Origin of the sequence: Bradyrhizobium sp. USDA 4532, assembly GCF_024171315.1 — a bacterium.
In the GTDB taxonomy this organism is placed as follows: domain Bacteria; phylum Pseudomonadota; class Alphaproteobacteria; order Rhizobiales; family Xanthobacteraceae; genus Bradyrhizobium; species Bradyrhizobium australafricanum.
Genome location: NZ_JALJZN010000001.1, coordinates 1,526,547 through 1,545,930 on the forward strand (window position 1 = coordinate 1,526,547; position 19,384 = coordinate 1,545,930).

Consider the following 19,384-nt stretch of genomic DNA (forward strand, 5'->3'; position numbering starts at 1 on the left):
GATTCGCGGAAGAACCACGCGCGCATTCGCGCATCGAAGGCGCCGTTCGCGCTTTCGTCTGGCCTCCCGTATCGGATTTATGATTGTGCTTCGACGCCGGATTGGTCCGGACAAGGCACCAACGATGCGCGCTCATCGCGCGACGCAATCGAAGCACCCTTCGACGACCATCGCACACGATCTGCGCAATCACCAGCGCAGCAGGCTGCCAGCAGCCAGTCTGTTTCGCATGACAAAAAAGGCGCCCTTCCGGGCGCCTTTTAATCGCGATGATCTCGCGTTTTCTCGAACGCGTGATTGAAGTGCTTACTTGGCCGCCGGGTTGGCCGGCGCCGGAGCCTGCGCAGAGCCACCGCCGGCGCCTTCCAGCTTCTTGCGCTGCTCTTCGGCGCGCTTCTGCAACTCTTCCTGCAGCTTCTTCGAGTTTTCCTCGAACACCTTCGGATCGGTCGGCGGGCCGTCATAGGCCTTGGCGAATTCGGTGTTGAGCGGCAGCGGCAGCGTCAGCGGCGCGCCGTTGGAATTGATCGCCTGGACCACGAGGTTCTGGCCCTTCTTCATGTTGGCGATCAGCTCGGGCGTTGCTTCATAGTCGGACATGCAGCCGTTCTGGAAGCAGATCACATAGGGCGCCTGCTGCGGCGGGTTGCCGTCGACGATGATGCGGGTGCCGTGCACGAGCTGCATGCCGAGCGGCAGCGTGACGCGCAGGATCTTCTTCGGCTCGCCTTCCGGCTCGATGATCACGGCGGCGATCACCGGCTGGCCGGACTCGATGCGGCCGTCCTTGCCGGTGAAGCAGACCTGCTTGGCGTTGGCTTCCTGGCCCTTCAGGCAGAACTTGGTCCAGGGGGCGTAGATCAGCTGGATCTGCTGATCCTGCGCCGGCGGCTGGGCGGCCGCATTGGGCGGCTGGCCGGCGGCCGGTGCTTGGGCGGGCGCCTGGGCTGCCGGAGCCTTCGGAGCTGCCTTGGGTGCCGCCTTGGGCGCAGCCTTCGGTGCCGCAGGCGCCGGCGCTGCCGGCTGCTGGGCCCGAGCGGCAGGAACCAGGAGCGCTGCAGAGAATGCCGTCGCCGCCATCAGGGCAACAATTCGCCCATGCGGCCGGACCGGGGCGGCCAAGATACGGAAATTCATTGCGGAAAACCCTTTCTGAACGGAAGCCCGAAACCGCTGCAGGCGCCGACACATAGCCGTTTGGGCGGCTGTCTCCTAGTCAATTGAGGCGGATACGTGACAGGCGTTCCCGCCTTCGAATTGCACGCCTTCAATACAGCGGCGCGCGGAAAGATCAATGCCGACAAGCGGATTTGCGCCCATCTCGCGGCGAGTTTCAGCGGCCTGTGATAAACCTCCGGACGTGACGTTTCGCGAATCAAATCCGGCGCCTCACGCACGTGTTCCCGGGCACACTTGGCGCGCCGCATGGGCCGCCATCTGGCTGGTGTTGGGATTCCTGGGCTTGGGAGTCCTGACGAGCGGGCTGGTCCCTGCGGCCGCCGCCGAGAGCCACGCCATCGCGATGCATGGTGCCCCCGCGCTGCCACCCGACTTTACCCACCTGCCCTATGCCAATCCCGACGCTCCCAAGGGCGGCCGCCTGGTCCAGGGCGTGATCGGCACCTTCGACAGCCTCAATCCCCTGATCATCAGGGGCATCGCCGTGCAGCAGGTCAGGGGCTACGGCTATGAGCGCGGTTATGTCTACGAAAGCCTGATGGCGCGGGGCAATAACGAGCCGTTCACGCTGTACGGCCTGCTCGCGCGCAGCGTCGAGACCGACGACGCCAGAAGCTATGTGACATTCCACATCGATCCACGCGCCCGCTTCTCGGATGGCCGGCCGGTACTGGCCGACGACGTGCTGTTCTCGCTGGCGCTGCTGCGCGACCATGGCCGTCCGATGCACCGCCAGTATTATTCGAAAGTCGCAAAGGCCGAGGCGCTCGACTCGCTCACGGTCCGGTTCGATTTCGGCGGCGTGGCGGACCACGAATTGCCGCTGATCCTCGGCCTGATGCCGATCCTGCCGCGGCACGCCATCGACCCCGAAAAATTCGAGGAAACCACCTTGGCCCCACCGATCGGGTCCGGCCCCTACCGCGTGACGGCGGTCAAGCCCGGCGCCAGCGTCACCTTCACGCGCGACCCCAATTATTGGGGCCGCGACCTGCCCATCAACCGCGGCCTCTGGAACTTCGACGAGATCAGGCTCGATTACTACCGCGAGGCCAACGGCATGTTCGAGGCCTTCAAGCGCGGCCTGTATGATTTCCGGACCGAGACCGAGCCGTTGCGCTGGCACGACGGCTATGACTTCCCGGCGGCGCGCAACGGCGAGGTGATCCGCGACACCATCAAGATCGGCACGCCGCGGCCGTCCGAATTCCTGGTTTTCAACAGCCGGCGGCCGAAATTCGCCGACCTGCGGGTGCGTCAGGCACTGGCGATGCTGTTCGATTTCGAATGGGTCAACCGCAACTATTATTTCGGACTGTTCTCACGCGCCGGCGGTTTTTTCGCCGGATCGGATCTGTCCGCCTATGGCCGCCCCGCCGACGATCGCGAGCTCGAGCTGCTCAAGCCATATCTGTCGCACATCCAGCCCGATATCCTCGACGGCCGCTATCGTCTGCCGGTCACCGACGGGTCGGGGCGCGACCGCGGCCTCCTGCGCACTGCGCTCGCGCTGCTCGCCGAGGCGGGCTACGCGCTCGACGGCACGGTCTTGAAGCAGCGCTCGACAGGGACGCCGCTGCGCATCGAGATCCTGGTGACGACGCGCGAGCATGAGCGGATCGCCCTCGCCTATCAGCGCGACCTGAAGCGGGCCGGCATCGAAGCCGCGGTGCGGGTGGTCGACGCGGTGCAGTTCGAGCAGCGCCGGGTCGGCTATGACTTCGACATGATCCCCATCCGCTGGGACCAGTCGCTGTCGCCGGGCAACGAGCAGTGGTTCTACTGGAGCAGCCAGGCCGCCGATGTGCCGGGCACAAGGAATTACATGGGCGCCAAGGATCCCGCCATCGACGCCATGATCGCGGCGCTGCTCGCGGCGCGCGAGCGGCCGGCCTTCGTCTCGGCGGTGCGGGCGCTGGACCGGGCCCTGATGTCGGGCTTCTACGCTATCCCCCTATTTAACTTGGGAGAGCAATGGATCGCGCGCTGGAATCGGATAGAACGGCCTTCGACCACGGCGTTGACGGGCTACCTGCCGGAAACCTGGTGGCAGAAGCCCGCCGCGCAGTCCAAGTGATTTCCAAGTGATTTGCGACCCGATGCGGCATGACCTGGTCCGATCGAAGCGATGCAACCGACGTTGAACCTGTGAACCAGTCGATCACCTCGCCAACGCTCGATACCTTGTTCAAGCGCATTTTGGCGCGGCAACCCGAGGCGCTGGCGCTGGTCGACCCGCTCAACAAGCAGCGCATCACCGGACAGACCCGCAAGCGCCTGACCTATGCCCAGGCCGACCGCGCGATCTCGGCGATCGCCGCCCACTTCGTGCAGAGCGGATTGCCGGCCAACACGGTGATCGCCGTGCAGCTGCCCGGCACGGTCGAATTCGCCTTGACCGTCCTTGCCGCGCATCGGGTCGGCCTGGTGGTGGTGCCGCTGCCGCTGCTGTGGCGGCAGGCCGAGCTGACGTCCGTGCTCAACCGCACCGCGGCGCGGGCGATCGTCAGCTGCGGCCGGATCGACGGCGTCTCCTATGCCGACATCGCCATGAACGCCGCGGCCGAAGCGTTCTCGATCCGCCATGTCTGCGGCTTCGGGACCGATCTGCCCGAAGGCATGGCGTCGCTCGACCAGGCGATCCTGGAGGACTCCCGGGCCTCGCGCCCGATGATCCAGGACGGCCGCAAGCCGGCGCTGATCTCCTTCGACGTCACCAGCGAAGGTCTTCGTCCGGTGCCGCGGGCGCATTTCGGCCTGATAGCCGGCGGGCTCGCGATGTCGCTGGAGAGCGATCTGCCGCAAGGCGCCACCATCATGTCGGCATTCGCGCCGATGTCGTTCGCCGGCATCTGCGCGTCGCTGGTGACCTGGCTGCTGTCGGGCGGAACGCTGGTGCTGCACCACCCGTTCGACGAGGAAGCGTTCGAGACCCAGTTCAACGATCACACCTGCAACACGCTGATCGCGCCGGCGCAGCTCGTACTGCGGCTCGACGAGCGCGGCCTGTCGGAGCGCCTGCCCAGCCTGCGCACCGTGATTGGCCTCTGGCGTACGCCCGAGCAGGTTGCCTCCAGCGCGCACTGGAGCTCGCGGCGGGTGACCATGACCGACGTCTATCTGTTCGGCGAGGCCGGGCTGTTCGGCGCCCGCCGCACCGCCGAGGACGGATCGCCGGCCGTGATCAAGCCGGGGCCGCACAGTGCGCCGCGCGAAGCGCCCGGCGCATCGGTCGCCGGCGAGATCCTGCTGACGCCGAAGGGCACGCTCGGCCTGCGCGGCCCGATGGTGCCGGTCGCCGCCTATGCGCCGCCGCCTCCGCCCGGCGACAGCCTGATCGCGCCGCCGCCGCGCGATTTCGTCGACACCGAATATGCCGCGCGGGTCGATCGCGCAACCGGGGCCGTCAACATCACCGCGCCGCCGTCGGGGGTGATGACGGTCGGCGGCTACCGCTTCCTCGCCCAGGAGCTGCAGGAATGGTCGCGCCGCCTCGGCCAGGGCGCGCTGCTCACCGCATTGCCGGACCGTCTCAGCGGCCACCGGCTGGCCGGACGGGCACAGGACAATGCGCGCGCCCGCGACGCTCTCACAGAACTTGGGCTTAACCCTTTGATGGTCGAAGCATTTCGCGACCGTGGCGGCGCCGGGTTGAGTTAAAATCTTATCATTGTGTTAGTCTTATCATTGTGTTGACGCCGCATTAAGCCATGCGAACTAGCATCGCAGCCGTTGCTGATCTTAAGCATTGGTTTTCGAGCGTTCGAATGTCCCAGCAAGGTCCGGTCCTCATCGTATCGGCGTCGACAAAGCCGTCGTTTGCCGCAGCCCTCGATGAGACGAAACTCTTCCCGGTCGTGGTCACCGACTGGAACGAGGTCGGACGGGCCATCGAGCAGGTCAAGCCGGCCGCGATCATCGCGGCCGCCGAGGGGGTCGACTTCGTCACCCTGTCGGGCCTCGCCAAGCGCGCCGCCGCCCGTGCGCCGTATCTGCCGCTGATCGCGGTCGATCCCGCGACCACCCTGCCCGACACCGTGATCGCATTCTTCCAGAGCAAGGGTCTGCCGGATCGGCTGGTCGCCCGGCTCAACGCGTCCTTACGCGTTCGCGCGCTGCATTCTACCGTGATGCGCCGCCTGGTGCCGCCGGCACCGATCGCCCTGTCTGACATCGATCCGATCGGAGAGGCCACCGCGCTGTTGATCGGCCGCGGCGGCGCCTACCCGACGCTGTCGGTCGCGCTCGGCGAACGCGCCGGTGTGGTCGGCGCACTGAGCATCGAGGCCGCCGCCAAGCATCTCTCGAGCCGCGACATCGACGGCATCGTGCTGGCGGAAGGCTTCACGCCGCGGGTGATGGATGCGTTCCTGACCGTGCTGACCGAGGATGTCCGCTTCCGCCCGTTGCCGGTGATCGTCGCCTCGGGCGAGCTGACGCCGCGATACGAGCTGCCCAATCTCGAGATCGTCACGGCCGGGCCGACCCGCATCGCCGACATGGCGCTGCCGATGATCCGCCAGCACGCCTTCGAGGCGCGGCTCGGCCGCATGCTGAAGGCGATCGACGCCAAGGGCCTGATCGATGCCCGCACCGGCCTGCTCACCAAGGCCGCGTTCGAGCGCGACTTCGCGACCGCGGTCTACCAGACCGCCGAGCGCGGCGGCGCGCTCTCGGTGGCACGCTTCACCTTCGACAACACGCAGCCGCGCGCGCAGTTCGACGGCGCGCGGATCATCAGCCGGCTGATGCGCCGAGCCGATTTCGGTGCCGTGCATGACGAGCGCTCGCTGGTCGTGGCATTCGCTGGCACCGACCTGCGCAACGCGCAGGCGATCACGCGGCGATTGGCGAGCGTCATGCGCCACACCCAGAACGGCCGCCGCGACGCCCGCGCCGAGCCCGCCGTCAGCGTCGCAACGCTGATGCCGGGCGATTCCGCACTCTCGCTGCTGGGGCGGCTGTTCGGAGCGCCGGAGCGCGCGGCGTCGTAAGGCCCGCGGATTTTAGGGCACGGTCATCGCCGGCGTAGCATGACCGATCAAGCCGCTGCGATTTCAGTCCGGCAACAGCCCCATGCCCGCGGCAAGCAGCACGAGAGCCTCCATGATCATATGGGCGCAGAGCTGGGCGGCCATCCCCTGAACGTCCTGTGGCGGGCTGACCGTGTTGAAATCCATCGCGACGATATTCAAGCCTGAAAGGCTGCGCAGCAATTCGATCCCCTCGCGGGCCGACAGGCCTCCCCAGGCGGGCGTGCAGACGCCGGGAGCAACCGATGGATCGAACACATCCATGTCCCAGCACAGATAGACCGGCCGCGCGCCGACGACCTGGCTGAATTCCGCGACGGTCTGCGCGAAACCGCGCCGCATCAGCTCCTCGATCGTGACGACGCGAAATCCGAGCGACCGCGTATGTTCGAGCACACCCGGGCAATAGGTGAAACCGCGCACGCCGATGTGCCAGGATCGGCCGGCGTTCACCACGCCTTCCTGCGCCGCGTTGGTGAACTGCGTGGCCGCATTGTACCGATCGTCCGGCGTATACGGATATGCATCGGTATGGCTGTCGATATGCAGTGCGACGAGATCCTTGTGATACCGGGCGGCGGCGCGCATCAGCGGAAGCGAGACCGAACCGTCGCCGCCGATCCCGACCGGCACCGCGCCAAGCTCGAGAATCCGGCCAGCGGCAGCCTCGATCTTGACAAAGGCGTCTTCGATGCGTCCCGGCACCAAGGCAACATCGCCGGCATCGACTGCACCCAGCAATGACAGCACATCGACGTCGGCGAGCGACGGATGATAGCGGCGAATGAGCCGCGACTCCCGCCGGACCTCCAGGGGACCTTGCCGGGCGCCGACGCGGAACGGATGCGTGCCGCAATCGAACGGCACGCCGAGCACGGCAGCGCGGCTGCCCGGCCGCGGTAACCCCGCCGGCAATCCCATGAATGTTTCCGGACCCACGAAACCCGCCACGTCGCTCATTCTCTGTTCTCTCTTGTCAGCATGTCGAGGGCGGTCAGCGCGTGCACGCGCGACACCGTCGCCAGTTCGGCGATGTCAGCGTACTCGTCCGGCGCGCCCATGTTGTGAGGTGTCGGTCCATAGACGACCGTCGGGATTCCGGACATGCGAAACCAGCGCGCATCGGAGCCGCCGACGCGCATGTTGATCGCCGGCGCCCTGCCGATGATGTCCGTCGCCGCAGTTGCGCAGCGCGTGACGATCTCGTCACCGGGGCCGGTGTGATTGGGTTCGAAACAGCGCAACACGCGCCATGTGATCCCGGGCAGATCGAGCACCTCTCGCAACAGCGCCAAAACAGCTTCCGACGTGACGCCGACCGGCAGACGCAGGTCGATGGCCGCTCGCGCCTGGCTCGGCACCAGGTTCGGTGACGAACCGCCACTCACCGTTCCGATGTTGACTGTGACGCTCGACAGGACGTCGGCTTCGCCGGCGCCGCACAACGGTTCGGAGACAGGCCTTGCGCGGCGGATGGCATCCGCCACATTGACCGGCATCACAACCGCCAGGCTGCGCAGCTTACTCACTCTGTCCAGCGCTTCGCGCAAGCGATCGATCGCATTGATGCCGAGATGGACATGCGCGCCGTGCGCCGCGTAGCCCTCCGCCTCGATCTCGATCCAGAGGAATCCCTTCTCGCCGAAGCGCAGCACCATCGGCGAACCGGCGTCGCCAATGATCACGGCGTCTCCGCTGGCATGGGAGACCTGGTCGAGCAGGTATTTGGTGCCATACGGACCCATGCTTTCCTCGTCGCCGGCGAGCGTCAGCACCACCTCTCCCGCCCATGCCTCGCGCTGCTCGGCCAGTGCGGCCATCGCGGCCATTGATGCCGCAATGCCGCCCTTCATGTCAGCCGCGCCGCGGCCGTAAAGGCGGCCGCCCACGACCTCTCCGTCGGGATTGACCGACCAACTCATCCGCTCCCCCAACGGATAGGTGTCGAGATGGCCGTTGAACACGATGCGGCGGCCGGGGGCATGGCCTTTGATCCGCGCGACGACGTTGACGATCTCGGCTGTCCCCGGATGCAGCTCAACCGCAACGCCCGGCACATGCGCCCTGAGGAGATCGGCCGCCAGCGCCGCGACGGCGCGTGTGTCGCCGTCCGGATTTGGCGACGCCACTCCGATCAGCCGCATCGCCAGCTCGACGACCTGGCTGGTCCGATCGCTCGAAACCGCGCGGCGAACTCGATCAACGTTGTGCAAGGCGCGCTTCCCATATGCGGATTGAGTGGGTGAGCGGCCAGCAGATCGCGAAATACACCACCGCGATGAAGGTGAATATTTCCAGCGGCCTGAACGTTGACGACGACAACTCCATGCCGCGCCGCGTGACCTCGCCGACCGACACCACGGACGCAAGCGAGGAATATTTGATGAGCTGGACGAAATTGGCGGCCAGCGGCGGCAGCACGCTGCGAATCGCCTGCGGGCCAACGATCCGCACAAAGCTCTGCGCGGGCGTCAGGCCGAGCACCTGCGCCGCCTCGCGGTGCCCGACCGGAACGGTCTGGATGCCCGCCCTGAAGACCTCGGAGATGAACACCGCCGAATAGAGCGAGAGACCGAGGATCGACGCGGCCAGCGCATCGATCCTCACATTGAAGACGATCGGCAGCACGTAATAGACCCATAGCAGCTGCACGAGGATTGGCGTATTGCGGACGATTTCGCCGACCGAAAGCGCGATGATGCGCGCGATGCAGAAGCGGGACATCTGCATGATCGCGATGACGAGCCCCAACAGGGTCGCCACCACGAGCGTGACAATTGAAATGAAAAGGGTCATTTCCATGCCGGAGGCAAGAAAGCCCAGATTGTTCGGGATGACGTCCCAGCGAAAGCTGTAGCTTTGCATCTGATGTCTCAGGGCGCGACGATCGGTCCGAGCTTGTTCTTCTCGGCGGCGGCCTTGAGCCGGCCGTCGAGCTTGATGGTGCGTACGAACAGGTTCACGTAGTTCAGCCAGATCTGGTCACCCTGGTTCATGACGTACGCGTAAGGCGTCACGGACAGGTTTTCCGGCGGCGCCACCGTCGTAGTCCAGTCGAACTGGGCATTCATTTTGATCGAGGCCGGATAATCGGTCATGACGACGTCGACGCGTTGCGCCATCAGCTCAGCCTGGGTCGTGGCGGGAGGTGCGACCGCGACGGTCTTGGCGTTCTTGAAGTAGGACCGCATGAAGTTCTCGACATAGCTGCCGAGCGAGACGCCGGCGTTGACGCCCGGCTTGTCGATATCCGCCCAGGATGTGATCGGGCCGCCTTTGCGCACGACGGCATAGACGCCGCTCGTCAGATACGGGTCCGAGAACGCGACGGCCTGCGCACGCTTCATCGTCGCCCCGACGCCGAACATGCCGAGATCGCATTTGTTGGCCTGCAGGTCGGCGATGAAACTGCCAAAGCTGGTCTCCACATAGTCCAGCTTCACGCCCATGTCCTTGGCGAGTTCCTTGGAGAGATCGATGTCGATCCCCTCGAGCTGTCCGCTATCTGGATTGCGGAACGAAATTGAATAGTACATCGGCCAGATGCAGACCCTGAGTACCCCGCTCTTGGTGATCTCGTAGAGGCGCGACTGCGTCTGCTGGGCAGCCGCCGGCGTCATCGAGAGAAAGAGCGCGCAAACGAAGGCAAGTCGGCGCAGATTTGGCATGAGCTTCAATCTCCTGTCGTGCAGTGATCACTCGTCAAACTGATTGAGAAAGCGCTTGGCGCGCTCGGTTGTCGGCCGTTCGAAAAAGGCGGCCGGCGTGCCGTGCTCAACGATCATCCCCTCGTCCATGAACACGACATGGCTCGCCACGCGGCGGGCGAAGCCCATCTCGTGCGTCACCACGAGCATCGTCATGCCTTCGAGCGCGAGCGTGCGCATGACCTGCAGCACCTCGCGGCGAAGTTCGGGATCGAGAGCCGACGTCGGCTCGTCGAACAGGAGTATCTTCGGCTGCATGGCAAGCGCCCGGGCGATCGCGACGCGTTGTTGCTGGCCTCCGGACAGCCTGGCCGGATAGGCATCGCGCTTCGCCTCCATGCCGACCTTCTGAAGCAGCCGTTCGGCCGTGACGACCGCCTCATCCCGGCTGACCCCGCGCACGCGCATCGGGGCCTCGATGATGTTTCCCAGCACCGTCATGTGCGGCCACAGATTGAACTGCTGGAACACCATTCCGATTTCCGGCCGCACCTTGCGGGCAGCGAGCCGCACATCGGACGATGGCCGGGCCTGCGAGACCGTCGCCCCCTCCATCACGACGCGCCCGTCGGAAGGAGCCTCCAGCAGCGCCATGCATCGCAGAAGGGTCGTCTTGCCTGAGCCGCTTGGACCGATGATGCAGGTCGACTGCCCGGTGCCCAGCGCAAGATCCACGCCGTTCAGAACGGTGTGGGCGCCGAAGCGTTTGACCACCGCTTCGGCGGCCAGGACCGACGCGGCGCACGATGCGTGGCTTGTGTTCATCCCCGCAGACCCTCCAGACGACTTCATCTCGAAACATAAGCAAATATAATGCCAATGCTCGTCACGCTCAGATTGCGGTAACATTATCTGGAATTTCGCCGGCGTGGTGTGCGAAAATTCCTTGTATTATTGGCGTTTCCCTTCATGCTCATACCACGAGCGACATCGAAACGATATATAGATATTGGTTATGGATCGGCGTCTTGTTGAGATTTTTCATGCTGTTATGCAGCATCGATCGGCAACCGAGGCCGCGCGTGCACTCGGGGTATCGCAGCCGGCTGTGAGTGCGGCCTTGAAACGGCTGGAGGCAGATGTCGGGTTTGCGCTGTTTCGCCGGGAGAGCCGCCATATCGTGCCTACGCCGGAGGCGCATCTGTTGCACAATGAAGCGATCCGGGCGCTCGCCGGGTTTGCCGAACTGGAGGACGCCGCTGCCGGAATCTCCGCAGGCAAGCGCGGCGTTCTGACGATCGCGAGTCCGGGACCTGGGATAGTCTGGCTTCCAGGCGTCGTCAGCCGCTTCCAGCGCGAGCGCCCGTCAACAACGATCAGGCTCCTGACCCGAAGCTCCGAGAATGTCCGGAGCCTGGTGTCGGCACGTGCATTCGACTTCGGAGTCGCCGAGCCGCCGTTCGACCGCACCAATGTCGTATTGCGGCGCTACCGAATGTCCCTGGACTGCGTGATGCCTGCAACGCATGCACTGGCTGACCGGAAAGTCGTCACTCCCGATCTTCTCGAGCGACATGATCTGATCATTACCTCGCAGAGCCGATCGACCTATGCCGCGGTATCTCGCGCCTTCGAAGCCAGCGGTACGCCGTTTCATCCGGCGATCGAGTGTGAATTCTTTGCCGTCGCGCTCAACCTCGTCATCGATGGCGCGGGTGTCTGCCTCGTCGACGCGCTCAGCGCGTCCGAAACGCTCAGGCGAACCAGCGGAGCGAGCAAGCTTGTCGTCCGCCCCTTCGCGCCGGCGATCCACTACGAGGTCGGAGTCCTGAAGCCGACGATCGGCGAACTCAGCGTTCTCGCCGAGCAGTTCCTGAAACTGCTCGACGACCACGTTGCGCCCTATTTGATCCGATCCTGAGCCGAGGCCTGCGTCGGACCGCGTGTTAAGCCGCCTTCTTGCTCTCGGCGAGGTTGGCGAGCTGGCGCAGGATCTCGGTGGTGCCGGCGAGCCGCTCTTCCGGAGTATCCCATTCCTGGAAGAACACCACCTTCATGTCGGGCCGCACCTTGGCGGCCTGGCCGTGCTGGCGGATGAAGCTCACCAGCCGCTCCGGATGGGCAAAGCTGTTGTCGCGGAATGCGATCACGGCGCCCTTCGGGCCGGCGTCGACCTTCCCGACATTGGCCCTTCGGCAATAGGCCTTGATCGCCGCGACCTTGAACAGATAGCGCACCTCGTCCGGCAGCACGCCGAAGCGGTCGCGCATTTCGGCGGCGAAGGCGTCGATGTCCTCGTCGGTGTCGAGATCGGCGAGCCGGCGATACAGCGACAGCCGCACGCTGAGGTCGTTGACATAGTCATCGGGGATCAGGACCGGCATGCCGATCGTGATCTGCGGCGACCAGCGGTCGGCGGCCGGCTCGGCGACGCCGGCCTTGAGGTTGACGATCGCCTCCTCCAACATCGACTGGTACAGCTCGAAGCCGACTTCCTTGATGTGGCCGGATTGCTCTTCGCCGAGCAGATTGCCGGCGCCGCGGATGTCGAGGTCGTGCGAGGCGAGCTGGAAGCCGGCGCCCAGCGTCTCCAGCGACTGCAGCACCTTGAGCCGCCGCTCCGCCTGCGCCGTGATCTTCTGCTGTGCCGGCAGCGTGAACAGCGCATAGGCGCGCAGCTTGGAGCGGCCGACGCGGCCACGCAGCTGGTAGAGCTGGGCGAGGCCGAACATGTCGGCGCGGTGCACGATCAACGTATTGGCGTTCGGGATGTCGAGACCGGACTCGACGATCGTGGTCGAGAGCAGGATGTCGTACTTGCCGTCGTAGAACGCGGACATGATGTCCTCGATCACGGTCGGCGGCATCTGGCCGTGGGCGACCGCGACCTTCATCTCCGGCACGTTCTTGTCGAGGAAATCCTTGACGCCGGCGAGGTCTTCGATCCGCGGCACGACATAGAACGCCTGCCCGCCGCGGTAGCGTTCGCGCAGCAGCGCCTCGCGGATCATCAGGGGATCGTGGGGCGCGACGAAGGTGCGCACCGCAAGGCGATCGACCGGCGGCGAAGCAATGATCGAGAGCTCGCGGACGCCGGTCAATGCAAGCTGAAGCGTGCGCGGGATCGGGGTCGCCGACAGCGTCAGCACATGGACCTGGGCGCGCAACTGCTTCAGCCGCTCCTTGTGGCTGACGCCGAAATGCTGCTCCTCGTCCACGATCAACAGGCCGAGGTCCTTGAACTTGATGGTCTTGCCGAGCAGCGCATGGGTGCCAACGACGATGTCGACGTTGCCGTCGGTGAGCCCCTTCTTGACCTGGTTGAGCTCCTTGGTCGACACCAGCCGCGAGGCCTGCGCGACATTGACCGGGAAGCCGCGGAAGCGCTCGGTGAAAGTACGCGAGTGCTGACGCGCCAGCAGCGTGGTCGGCACCACCACCGCGACCTGCCTGCCCTCCAGCGCCACGGCGAACGCCGCGCGCAGAGCCACCTCGGTCTTGCCGAAGCCGACATCGCCGCAGATCAGCCGGTCCATCGGGCGGCCGATCTCGAGGTCCTTCAAGGTCGAGGTGATGGCCCCGAGCTGATCCTCGGTCTCCTCATAGGGGAAGCGCGCACAGAACTCGTCATAGACATGCGGCTGCAGCGGGAATTTCGGCGCCTCGTGCAGCTGCCGCTCGGCCGCGATCTTGATCAATTCGCCCGCGATCTCGCGGATCCGGTTCTTCAGCTTGGCCTTGCGTGCCTGCCAGCCGCCGCCGCCGAGACGGTCGAGCTCGACATTGGCGCTGTCGGAGCCATAGCGCGACAACAGCTCGATGTTCTCGACCGGCAGGAACAGTTTTGTTTCGGCGGCATAATGCAACTCGAGACAGTCATGCGGCGCGCCGGAGACTTCCAGCGTCTGCAGCCCGACGAAGCGGCCGATGCCGTGCTCGACATGGACCACGAGATCGCCGGTTGCAAGGCTCGTCACCTCCGAGATGAAATTGTCGAGCTTGCGGCTCGCCTTGCGCGGCCGCACCAGGCGGTCGCCGAGAATGTCCTGCTCGCTGATGACGGCGAACTCGTCGGTCTCGAAGCCGGATTCCATGCCGAGCACCGCCAGCATGGTTTCGTTGCGCGGCGTCGCCTGCACGATCCGCCAGGTGTTGACGCTGGTCGTGTTCAGGAGCTTGTGGTCGCGCAGCATCGCGCCCATGCGGTCGCGCGAGCCCTCGCTCCACAACGCGATCACCACCTTCTTGCGCTGTGACTGCAGCGCGCCGACATGGCCGACCACGGCCTCGAACACGTTGACATTGCTGTCGGCGCGTTCGGGGGCGAAGTTGCGGCCCTGCCGCGCGCCGGCGTCGAACACGTCGGGCGTGCCTTCGGGCACCGCGAACGGCGTCAGCCGCGCCAGCGGCGCATCGCCGAGCAGCTTGGTCCATTCGGCCTCGGTCAGATAGAGCTGGTCCGGCGGCAGCGGCTTGTAGACCGCGCCGCTGCCCGGATGCTCCAGCGCCTCGCGCCGTGCGTCATAGTAGTCAACGATCTGCGAGAAGCGTTCGCGCGCTGCGTCCTCGCCCTGCGGCTCGATCGCAACCGTCGCCCCGTCGAGATAATCGAACAGCGTGTCCATCCGCTCCTGGAACAGCGGCAGCCAATGCTCCATGCCGGGGTGACGCCGTCCCTCGGAGACGGCTTCATAGAGCTGATCGTCGCGCCCCGGCGCGCCGAACGCGGCGACATAGCCCATGCGGAAACGCCGGATGGTTTCGGTGGTGAGCTGGAATTCCGACACCGGCACGAGATCGAGCCCGCGCATGTCGAGTAGCGTGCGCTGGGTCTCGGCATCGAAGGTGCGGATCGATTCCAGGCTGTCGCCGAAGAAGTCGAAGCGCACCGGCTGGTCGAGGCCGGCCGGAAACAGATCGAGGATGCCGCCGCGCACGGCATATTCGCCGGGCTCGCGCACCGTGGACGAGCGGGTGTAGCCATTGTGCTCGAGCCAGGCCACGACCGAATCCATCGGCACCACATTGCCGGGCGCAACCGACAGCGCTTGCGCTGCGACCTGATCGCGCGCCGGGACCCGCTGCACGGCCGCATTCACCGTGGTGAGCACAATCAGCGGCTTGTCGCTGCCGACCAGCCGCGACAACTTGGCCAAAGCGGTGAGCCGTTGCGCCAAAATGCCGGAATGCGGCGAGACGCGGTCGTAGGGCTGGCAGTCCCAGGCCGGAACCTGCATCACGGCGATATCGGGCGCAAAGAACTCCAGCGCGCGGGCGAGCTGCTGCATCCGCGTGCCGTCACGGCACACCACGGCAAGGCTGACCGCCGGCCGCTTCGGCTGCGCCGCGATCGCGCGCGCCAGGTCGGAGATGACGAGCCCTTCGGCGCCCTCGGCGACGTTGGCGATGGTCAGCACCCGGCCGGGCGCGAGCATCGCGGCCGGTGATTTCATCGGCTGTTTCATGCGCTGGGATCCGCGACCCGGAACGACTTGATGCGGGCAAACAGCGCGGTGGCATATTCGGACGGCAGCACCTTGTCGCCGGTCAGCGCCGCATAGAGGTCGGGATCCGGGACCTCGATCAAATGCTCGAGCTCGCTGAGCTCGTGATCGGACAGCTCGCCAATGGTCGCGTCGGCGAAGCGGCCGAGGATCAGGTCCATCTCCCGGGTGCCGCGGTGCCAGCAGCGAAACAAAAGCCGCTTGCGGCGGTCATCGAGCCCGCTGCTCGATCGTGTCGATCCCGTCATGTCCCAAAATCCATCCAACGCCAAAAGCCCGGACGTGCCGGGCGGGCTTGATATAGCCATGGCGATGGCCGATGTCAGCCCTCATTCGCCGCGTTTTGGGGTTTCCCTGGGCGCATGCCGTCATTGCCGGGCTTGCGCGCCCGTCGAAGTCTTGGCGTAGACGGGACCGGCCGACATCAGCTCCAAAAAAAGACGTGGATGCCCGGCACAAGGCCGGGCATGACGGTGTGAAACGGTCTTGGATTCGTCGATGCGCCCAGCCCTGCTCAATCCGCTGTTTGCCCAGGTCACGACCCTGCAAGGGGTCGGCCCGAAGCAGGACAAGCTGCTGCGCTATCTGCTCGACCGCAGCGAGACGCCGCGGCTGGTTGACCTGCTGCTGCATCTGCCGGCGAGCGTGATCGACCGCCGCGCCCGGCCGAAGATCCGCGACGCCGCGGTCGGAACCATGGTGACGCTCGAGGTCACCGTCGACCGCCATCGCCCGCCGCCGCCGCGCAATTCGCGCGCGCCCTACCTTGTCTATGCCAGCGACGACACCGGCGACGTCGTGCTGACCTTCTTCCGTGCCCAGCCCGGCTATGTCGAGAAGCTGCTGCCGGTCGGCGAGAAGCGCTACGTCTCCGGCACGCTGGCGATGTATGACGGCATCCCGCAGATCGTGCATCCCGATCGCGTCGTCGATGAAGCGGGCTTTGCAAAACTGTCCGGCATCGATCCGGTCTATCCGCTGACCGAGGGGCTTGCGATCGGCTCGCTCCGCCGCGCCATCGCGCAGGCGCTGACCAGGCTGCCCGAGCTGCCGGAGTGGATCAGCCCCGAGGTGCTGCGCCGCTGCAACTTCCCGCCGATCAGGGAGGCGCTGACCCGCGTGCATGTGCCGGTCGAGCTGACCGATATCCTGCCCGACGGTCCGTTCTGGTCACGTCTCGCATTCGACGAGCTGCTGGCCGGCCAGCTCGCGCTCGCCCTGATCCGCGCCACGCTGCGACGCCCCAGCGGTGTGCGCAACGCCGGCGATGGTCATCTGCGCCGGAAGATCATCGATGCCCTGCCCTATGCGCTGACCAGGTCGCAGCAAGAGGCGGTCGCGGCAATCATCGCGGACCTGCAGCAGCCGGTGCGGATGCTGCGCCTCGTGCAGGGCGATGTCGGTTCCGGCAAAACCGTGGTGGCGCTGCTGGCTGCCGCCGCGGTTGCGGAAGCCGGCAAGCAGGCCGCGCTGATGGCGCCGACCGAAATCCTGGCGCGCCAGCACATCAAGACCATCGCACCGCTCGCCGAGAGCGCTGGCCTACGGGTTGCGATCCTCACCGGCCGCGAGAAAGGCAAAGAGCGCCGCGAGCTGCTGGCACAGCTCGAGGCCGGCGAGATCGATCTGTTGGTCGGCACCCACGCACTGATCCAGGACGACGTGATCTACAAGGCGCTGGCGCTTGCCGTGGTCGACGAGCAGCATCGCTTCGGCGTCCGCGAACGGCTCGCGCTGACCTCCAAGGGCGAGGCCGTCGACGTGCTGGTGCTGAGCGCCACCCCGATCCCGCGCACGCTGGTGCTCACATACTTTGGCGACATGGACGTCTCGGAGCTGCGCGAAAAGCCCGCCGGCCGCCAGCCGATCGACACCCGCGCGGTGCCGATGAGCCGGATCGAGGACGTCATGGACGGCGTCGGCCGCGCGCTCGGCGCCGGCAAGCTGGTCTACTGGATCTGCCCGCTGGTCGATGAATCCGAGGCCGAGGGCACCGAGCATCTCACCAACGCGACCGAACGTTTCGAGAGCCTGCAGAAGCGGTTCGGCGATCGCGTCGGTCTCGTGCACGGCCAGATGAAGGGCACCGAGAAGGACCGCGTGATGACGCAATTCGCCGCGCACGAGATCGGCCTCCTGGTCGCGACCACGGTGGTCGAGGTCGGCGTCGACGTGCCCGCGGCGACCATCATGGTGATCGAGAACGCCGAACGTTTCGGGCTTGCGCAGCTGCATCAATTGCGCGGGCGCATTGGCCGCGGCTCGGAGGCCTCGACCTGCCTGCTGCTCTACAAGGAGCCGCTCGGCGAGATGTCGAAGGCGCGGTTGAAAGTGATCCGCGAGACGACGGATGGATTCCGGATCGCCGAGGAGGATCTGAAGCTGCGCGGCGAAGGCGATGTGCTCGGCATCCGCCAGAGCGGCCTGCCCGGCTACCGCATCGCGCGCTCCGAAGTGCACGGCCAGCTCATCACCCAGGCCCGCGACGAGGCGCTGCGGATCATGAAGGACAACCCGAAGCTGAAGGGCGAACGCGGCGAAGCGCTGCGCGTCCTGCTCTACCTCTACGAACGCGACGAAGCCGTGCCGCTGATCGGCGCGGGGTAGCGGCCAGCCCCGTCATTGCGAGCGCTCTACCCAGCGTCATTGCGAGCGCAGCGAAGCAATCCATCGTTCCGCATATGCGGAAGCGTGGATTGCTTCGTCGCTCCGCTCCTCGCAATGACGGTATATACTTGCGGCTGGGGGACATCATGAAACAACCATGCGTCTACATCTTCGCCAACAAGCGTCACGGCACCGTTTACATGGGCGTTACCGCAACGCCCAAGCGTGCGTTTGAGCATCGCGAGGGATTGGTGAAGGGCTTCTCGGCCAAATATGGCTGCAAGATTCTGGTCTGGTACGAATTGCACAAAACCATGTACAACGCGATCACTCGTGAGAAGCAGATCAAGGCCGGCAGCCGCGCGAAGAAGATTGCGCTGATCGAGGCGCTGAATCCAGATTGGAACGACCTCTACGAGACGCTGATCTAGGTGTGCTCATCGCCCCTTCCCGCCGTCATTGCGAGCGTAGCGAAGCAATCCATCGGTCCGCATATGTGGAATCATGGATTGCTTCGTCGCTTCGCTCCTCGCAATGACGAGGATGGAGTTGGGCCTCTTATTCGACCTTGGCCGGCGCGGGCTGAGTTGCCGGCTGCAGCGAGGCCTGGTTGGTCGAAGCCTGGCTCGCAATGCGCGCAGCATTGGCCATGCCGGCGAGCGCCGCGGCGCGCTTCTGATCGGCGGTGCCGCCGGGCTGCACCACGCCGGCGGACATGATCAGCGTCGCGGCATCCTCGGTGCTCATTTCGATCTCGATGATCTTGCTCTTCGGCACGTAAAAGAAGAAGCCGGTGGTTGGGTTCGGCGCGCACGGCAGGAACACCGAGATGTGCTCTTCCGCTCCGGGCAGGCTAGCGGCAAGTTCGGCGCTCGGCGCCTGCGAGATCAGCACGATCGACCACATGCCGGGCGAGGGAAACTCGACGAGGCCGACGCGGCGAAAGCTCGAGCCGTTGCCGGAGAACAGCGTTTCGAACACCTGCTTGAGGCCACGATAGATCGCGCGCACCGCAGGGATGCGGCCAAGCAGCCGTTCGCCGAGATCGACCAGGGTTCGCCCGATCAGATTGGCGGTGAGGAAGCCGAGCAGCGTAAGCGCGATGACCGCGACGATCAGGCCGGAACCCGGCAGCCCGAATGGCAGATAGGTTTCCGGCCGGTAGGCCGTGGGCACGAACGGCCGGACCAGATTGTCGACCCAGTTCACGAACCACCAGGTCAGATACAGGGTGATCGCAACCGGTCCGGCCACCACGAGGCCGGTCAGGAAATAGTTGCGAAACCGCGCCATCAGCCCGCGCGGGGCATCCGGGGGCAATTCACCGGTCGAGGCGGGAGGCACTTGGTTGGAGGTCATTGCGGTTCCAGGGTCGTCGAAGCGGCCGTAGTCCACCACCCAGCTAAGCCATTCT

The 19,384-nt window shown here is 65.6% G+C and carries 15 protein-coding genes; 6 read left to right on the top strand and 9 right to left on the bottom strand.

Annotated elements, in window-relative coordinates:
- Nucleotides 1–306 precede the first annotated feature (306 nt).
- Nucleotides 307–1,137, bottom strand: coding sequence for an invasion associated locus B family protein (locus J2R76_RS07400; RefSeq protein WP_141341306.1), 831 nt, complete (start codon nt 1,135–1,137; stop codon nt 307–309).
- A gap of 385 nt (nt 1,138–1,522) precedes the next feature.
- Between J2R76_RS07400 and J2R76_RS07405 the strand changes: the two genes are divergently transcribed.
- The 3 genes from J2R76_RS07405 (at nt 1,523) to J2R76_RS07415 (ending at nt 6,173) form a co-directional block, all read left to right on the top strand.
- Nucleotides 1,523–3,256 (top strand): extracellular solute-binding protein, encoded by a 1,734-nt coding sequence (locus J2R76_RS07405; protein ID WP_246786658.1) that lies wholly within the window; start codon nt 1,523–1,525, stop codon nt 3,254–3,256.
- Nucleotides 3,257–3,285: 29 nt separating this feature from the next.
- Nucleotides 3,286–4,839 carry a class I adenylate-forming enzyme family protein gene (locus J2R76_RS07410; RefSeq protein WP_141341308.1) on the top strand — a complete coding sequence of 518 codons (1,554 nt, stop codon included), beginning with the start codon at nt 3,286–3,288 and terminating at the stop codon, nt 4,837–4,839.
- A 107-nt stretch (nt 4,840–4,946) separates the two neighbouring features.
- The gene (locus J2R76_RS07415; protein ID WP_057018705.1) at nt 4,947–6,173 is read left to right on the top strand and encodes a hypothetical protein; all 1,227 of its coding nucleotides are present in this window, start codon (nt 4,947–4,949) and stop codon (nt 6,171–6,173) included.
- 63 nt (nt 6,174–6,236) lie between these two features.
- Here J2R76_RS07415 and J2R76_RS07420 read toward each other — a convergent pair whose 3' ends face one another.
- The 5 genes from J2R76_RS07420 to J2R76_RS07440 form a co-directional block, all read right to left on the bottom strand.
- Nucleotides 6,237–7,172 (bottom strand): arginase family protein, encoded by a 936-nt coding sequence (locus J2R76_RS07420; RefSeq protein WP_018271602.1) that lies wholly within the window; start codon nt 7,170–7,172, stop codon nt 6,237–6,239.
- Complete coding sequence (locus J2R76_RS07425; RefSeq protein ID WP_253623896.1) at nt 7,169–8,269, bottom strand: M20/M25/M40 family metallo-hydrolase; 1,101 nt, start codon at nt 8,267–8,269, stop codon at nt 7,169–7,171. The genes J2R76_RS07420 and J2R76_RS07425 overlap by 4 nt, the downstream gene beginning before the upstream one ends.
- Before the next feature lie 142 nt (nt 8,270–8,411).
- A complete protein-coding gene (locus J2R76_RS07430; RefSeq protein WP_141341309.1) occupies nt 8,412–9,077 on the bottom strand; it encodes an amino acid ABC transporter permease in 666 nt (221 codons plus the stop codon).
- An 8-nt stretch (nt 9,078–9,085) separates the two neighbouring features.
- Complete coding sequence (locus J2R76_RS07435) at nt 9,086–9,880, bottom strand: ABC transporter substrate-binding protein (protein ID WP_141341311.1); 795 nt, start codon at nt 9,878–9,880, stop codon at nt 9,086–9,088.
- A gap of 27 nt (nt 9,881–9,907) precedes the next feature.
- Entirely contained in the window at nt 9,908–10,684 is a 777-nt protein-coding gene (locus J2R76_RS07440; RefSeq protein ID WP_038386315.1) for an amino acid ABC transporter ATP-binding protein, read from the bottom strand.
- Nucleotides 10,685–10,874: 190 nt separating this feature from the next.
- On the opposite strand from J2R76_RS07440, the gene J2R76_RS07445 reads away from it, so the two are divergent.
- Nucleotides 10,875–11,780, top strand: a complete 906-nt coding sequence (locus J2R76_RS07445) for a LysR family transcriptional regulator (RefSeq protein WP_076828905.1) — start codon at nt 10,875–10,877, stop codon at nt 11,778–11,780.
- Between the two features lie 25 nt (nt 11,781–11,805).
- Here the strand turns inward: J2R76_RS07445 and mfd are convergent, their stop codons facing one another.
- Together mfd and J2R76_RS07455 are read right to left on the bottom strand one after the other, a co-directional pair.
- A complete protein-coding gene (gene mfd / locus J2R76_RS07450; protein WP_141341312.1) occupies nt 11,806–15,324 on the bottom strand; it encodes a transcription-repair coupling factor in 3,519 nt (1,172 codons plus the stop codon).
- Nucleotides 15,321–15,611, bottom strand: a complete 291-nt coding sequence (locus tag J2R76_RS07455) for a succinate dehydrogenase assembly factor 2 (RefSeq protein ID WP_141341314.1) — start codon at nt 15,609–15,611, stop codon at nt 15,321–15,323. Before J2R76_RS07455 ends, mfd begins: the two co-directional genes overlap by 4 nt.
- A 250-nt stretch (nt 15,612–15,861) precedes the next feature.
- On the opposite strand from J2R76_RS07455, the gene recG reads away from it, so the two are divergent.
- Both recG and J2R76_RS07465 read left to right on the top strand, forming a co-directional pair.
- Nucleotides 15,862–17,970 carry an ATP-dependent DNA helicase RecG gene (gene recG / locus J2R76_RS07460; RefSeq protein WP_141341324.1) on the top strand — a complete coding sequence of 703 codons (2,109 nt, stop codon included), beginning with the start codon at nt 15,862–15,864 and terminating at the stop codon, nt 17,968–17,970.
- 146 nt (nt 17,971–18,116) lie between these two features.
- The gene (locus J2R76_RS07465; protein ID WP_141341326.1) at nt 18,117–18,401 is read left to right on the top strand and encodes a GIY-YIG nuclease family protein; all 285 of its coding nucleotides are present in this window, start codon (nt 18,117–18,119) and stop codon (nt 18,399–18,401) included.
- Nucleotides 18,402–18,528: 127 nt separating this feature from the next.
- Here the strand turns inward: J2R76_RS07465 and J2R76_RS07470 are convergent, their stop codons facing one another.
- Entirely contained in the window at nt 18,529–19,329 is an 801-nt protein-coding gene (locus tag J2R76_RS07470; protein WP_057018726.1) for a DUF502 domain-containing protein, read from the bottom strand.
- Nucleotides 19,330–19,384: the final 55 nt, after the last annotated feature.